The sequence below is a fragment of the Nocardiopsis lucentensis DSM 44048 genome (assembly GCF_000341125.1).
Taxonomy (GTDB): Bacteria; Actinomycetota; Actinomycetes; order Streptosporangiales; family Streptosporangiaceae; genus Nocardiopsis; species Nocardiopsis lucentensis.
Genome location: NZ_ANBC01000643.1, coordinates 1 through 3758 on the forward strand (window position 1 = coordinate 1; position 3758 = coordinate 3758).

Annotated in this window: 4 protein-coding genes; all 4 read left to right on the forward strand. The window is 70.8% G+C overall.

All coding sequences use genetic code 11. The annotated features are described in order from the left end of the window. Positions 1-119: 119 nt before the first annotated feature. Entirely contained in the window at positions 120-1445 is a 1326-nt protein-coding gene (locus D471_RS35685) for an MFS transporter (protein WP_017600780.1), read from the forward strand. A gap of 5 nt (positions 1446-1450) precedes the next feature. Beyond that, positions 1451-1942: a hypothetical protein gene (locus D471_RS0122915; protein ID WP_017600781.1), complete on the forward strand. Its 492-nt coding sequence runs from the start codon at positions 1451-1453 to the stop codon at positions 1940-1942. Positions 1943-2197: 255 nt separating this feature from the next. Further along, positions 2198-3169, forward strand: coding sequence for a helix-turn-helix domain-containing protein (locus tag D471_RS0122920; RefSeq protein WP_017600782.1), 972 nt, complete (start codon positions 2198-2200; stop codon positions 3167-3169). Then, positions 3166-3561 (forward strand): hypothetical protein, encoded by a 396-nt coding sequence (locus D471_RS40385; RefSeq protein WP_017600783.1) that lies wholly within the window; start codon positions 3166-3168, stop codon positions 3559-3561. The genes D471_RS0122920 and D471_RS40385 overlap by 4 nt, the downstream gene beginning before the upstream one ends. Positions 3562-3758 lie beyond the last annotated feature (197 nt).

The following is a 3758-nucleotide window of genomic DNA, read 5'->3' on the forward strand; positions in this document are numbered from 1 at the left end:
GGCGAGGACGGCCACGCGGTGGCGTCCGGGTTCGCTGAAAGACGACATGGCCTGATTCTTTCACATATTGGCTTTCAGGACACTGTCAGCGACAGGGGGTTCCGAAGGACTCTGGGGTCATGCCGAACGACACCGCCTCCCAGCAGAGGCCGACACCCGTCCTGTTCCACCGCGCGTGGGCGATCGCCGTCATCGCCTGCCTGACCATCGTGGCCGCGGCGGCCTTCGCCGCGATGCCCGGCATCCTCATCGATCCCCTGCACACCGAGTACCAGTGGTCGCGCGGCTCGATCGGTATCGCCGCGTCGGTCAACATGATCGTCTACGGCCTCATCGCCCCGTTCGCGGCCGCGCTGATGGACCGGTTCGGCATCCGCCGGATCGCCCTGGTGGCCATGCTCGTCATCGTCGTCGGCGCCGGGCTGACCACCGTGATGACCGACGTGTGGCAGCTGACCCTGTACTGGGGGCTGCTCATCGGCGCGGGCACCGGATCGCTGTCGATGACCTTCGCCGCGACCGTCGCGGGCAACTGGTTCGTGGAGCGCCGGGGACTGGTCATCGGCGCGCTGACCGGGTCCAGCGCCTTCGGCCAGCTGGTCTTCCTGCCCGCCCTGGCCTGGATCGTCGACAACCAGGGGTGGCGCCCGGCCATCGTGACCCTCGCCCTGACGGCGGGCACGATGATGGTCCTCATCGCGCTGGTCCTGCGCGACCACCCCGCCGACCTGGGACAGCGGCCCTACGGGGCGACGGAGTTCGTGGAGCGGCCGAGGGCGGACCAGGGCGCGGCGCGGCGGACGGTCCGGGTCCTGTACTCCTCCGTGCGCAGCCGCCGCTTCTGGGTCCTGGCGGGGGCGTTCGCGGTGTGCGGCGCGACCACCAACGGGATCATGTGGACCCACTTCGTGCCCGCCGCCCAGGACCAGGGGATGTCCGTCACGGTCGCCGCCTCCCTGGTGTCGATGATCGGTGTGTTCGCCCTGGTGGGAACGGTTCTGTCCGGATGGCTCACCGACCGGTTCGACCCGCGCCTGCTCCTGGTCGGCTACTACGGCGGCCGGGCGCTGCTGCTGGCCGCGCTGCCCGCGCTGCTCGGGCCCGACGCCGGGGCGGTGATCGTGTCCTGGGTCGTCATGTTCGGCCTGCTCGACGTCGCGACCGTGCCCCCCACCATCCTGCTGTGCCGCCGGGCCTTCGGCGCGGACGGCGCCATCGTCTTCGGCTGGGTCAACGCCGTCCACCAGGTCGGAGCCGGAGCCATGGCGGTCTTCGGCGGCTTCACCCGGGACGTCACCGGCGGCTACGGCCCGGTGTGGATGCTGGCTGCCGCCCTGTGCGTCGTCGCCGCGGTGGCCGTGTTCGGGTTCGCCCGCGCCGGTGAGAACACCGCCGACGGCTCCGCCGCCCAGACCGGGCCCTCCGCAGAGCCCGAGAAGGTGTGAGCGCCATGAGCGAGAACCTCACCGAGACCACCGCCGAGGCGCCCCCGCGGCACAGGCCCCGCAGGGCGCCCTCCCTCCCCTTCTCCCTCGTCCTCCTGCTCCTGGCCTCGGCCGTGGCCTACATCGGCTTCGCCGGGTTCGACCAGAACCTGCGGGCGGCGCACGGCGAGGGCGCCCCCGGGACGTTCACCGCGGTCAGCCTCTCCTGCATCCAGCACCCGGGGCACGAGTCGTGCACCTGCAACGGCCACTTCACGCCCGGCGACGGCGGGGAGACGCGCGGGGGGTACCTGCACGCCGCCGGTCGGGAGACCTGTGTGGAGGGGGCTCGGATCGGGGCCGTGGACGTGGGCGCGGACAACCGGGTCTACGGCCCCGACGGCTCCCGTGAGTGGATCCTGTCCGCGTTCCTCGTCCTGGTGCCGCTGGCCGTCGCCGGGGGGATCGCGGTGACGTGGACGCGCCACCTGCGCCGTTCCGCTGCGGGCGTCGAGTAATGACGGCGGATTCGCCGCGCATTCATTTCTCCGGAACGGGGGCGATGCCCGTCACCCACTGTAGGAATCGCAGGTAATAACCCTTTCAAGTCGCACCCCGGGTGACCCGGACAGGAGTTTCGTGAATGGCGGCACTGGCGACCCGACCAGGATCGAAGCCCCGTGGTATAAGTACATAGTCCCGAAAGACGAAGAAAGCGTACGACGTCCCACACGAGGGTGAGAACGGCGTTGGATGGTCTTGGTGTCGATCCCGTGGTCGAATCGGTCTACCGGCGCATGCTGTTCCACCCCGAGGAGGGAGTGTCGGAACTGGCCAGCGGCCTGGACCTTTCCGAGAAACAGGTTCGGGAGGCCCTGGACGTCCTCAGCGAACTGGCGATGGTGCGCTCCTCCACCGGCTCCGGCGGACGGCTGCACGCGATCAACCCGCAGTTGGGAACGCAGATCCTCCTCGCCCACCAGCAGGCCGACCTGGCGCGCAGACAGCAGCGGTTGGAGGAGAGCCGGGCGGCGGCCGCCCAGCTGATCGGTGACTTCAGTGAGAACTTCCGCGCCGCGCCCGAGGACGCGGAGCTGTCCGTCCTCCGGGGACTGGACCAGATCCGGGACAACCTGCACCTGCTCAACGAACAGGTAAGCGAGGAGTTCCTGACCTTCGCCCCCGGCGGGTCCCAGACCCCCGAGAACATGAAGGCCTCCCAACCGCTCAACCGCAGACTGCTGGAGCGCGGCGTACGGATGCGGACCGTGTACCTGGACAGCCTCACCAACGACCCGGACAGCGTCGCCCACGCCAGGGACCTCGTGGACCTGGGGGGCCGGGTCCGCACGGCGCCGTCCCTGCCGACCCGCATGATCATCTGCGACCGGTCCGTCGCGATCGTCGCGATCGACGACCAGGACACGGCCAAGGGCGCGGCGGTGATCAGGGCGCCGGGTGTGCTGGCCGCCCTGTGCACGCTGTTCGAGGCGGTGTGGCGGGATGCCCGGGAGCTCGCCCCCACGCCGAGCAAGGACGTCGGCGACGAGATGACCCCGCAGCAGAGCGAGGCCCTGAGACTGCTCGCGCAGGGGCACACCGACGAGGTGATCGCCCGGAGGCTGGGCGTCTCCCCGCGCACGGCGCGGAGGTTCGCGTCGGAGATCATGGTGCGCCTGTCCGCGAAGAGCCGGTTCCAGGCGGGCGTCAACGCCGTGCGCCAGGACTACCTCCCGGCCGAATGACGCCTTTCGACCCCTCGGCCCTGGTCGGCCGCCGCCTGGACGGACTGTTCGCCGCGTGGTGGGTGGCCGACGACCAGAGACCACAGGGCCCGATCGACGTGTGGCTGGTGGGCGAACAGGGCGTCCCCACGCACCTGACGACGGCCGCGGACTGGCGCCTCGTCGTGGTGGAGGAGCACCCGTACGGGGACTACGACATGGACGGCCTGGGACGGGTCGAGGTGCTTCCGACCGCCGAGGGCACGCCGTTCGCCCGCCACGTCGGGCAGGCCGTGACCGCGGTCCACCAGGACTGGGACCCGGACCACGGGCTCACCGGACTGGCGATCGAGTTCCCGGACGGCACCGTCCACGCCGACAGCTGGGACGGCGACCTGCGCCTGCGGGACTGACACGCCCGGCGGGGCCGTCGGAACGTCTTCGCTGATGTCTAGCATCGGCCCCATGACCACTCTGACCCAACTGCGCAAGGCCGCACTCGCCCTTCCGGAGGTCGAGGAGGGCACCCGCTCCGGCATGGTCGTGTTCTCGGTACGCGGCGCGGGGTTCGTCTCCGTGGCCGAGGACGGCCGGGTGCGGCTGGGGCCGG

Bases quoted from the DNA above. Each gene is read 5' to 3' on its own strand.
- D471_RS35685 (WP_017600780.1), top strand. From the start codon at position 120: ATGCCGAACGACACCGCCTCCCAGCAGAGGCCGACACCCGTCCTGTTC.
- D471_RS0122915 (WP_017600781.1), top strand. From the start codon at position 1,451: ATGAGCGAGAACCTCACCGAGACCACCGCCGAGGCGCCCCCGCGGCAC.
- D471_RS40385 (WP_017600783.1), top strand. From the start codon at position 3,166: ATGACGCCTTTCGACCCCTCGGCCCTGGTCGGCCGCCGCCTGGACGGA.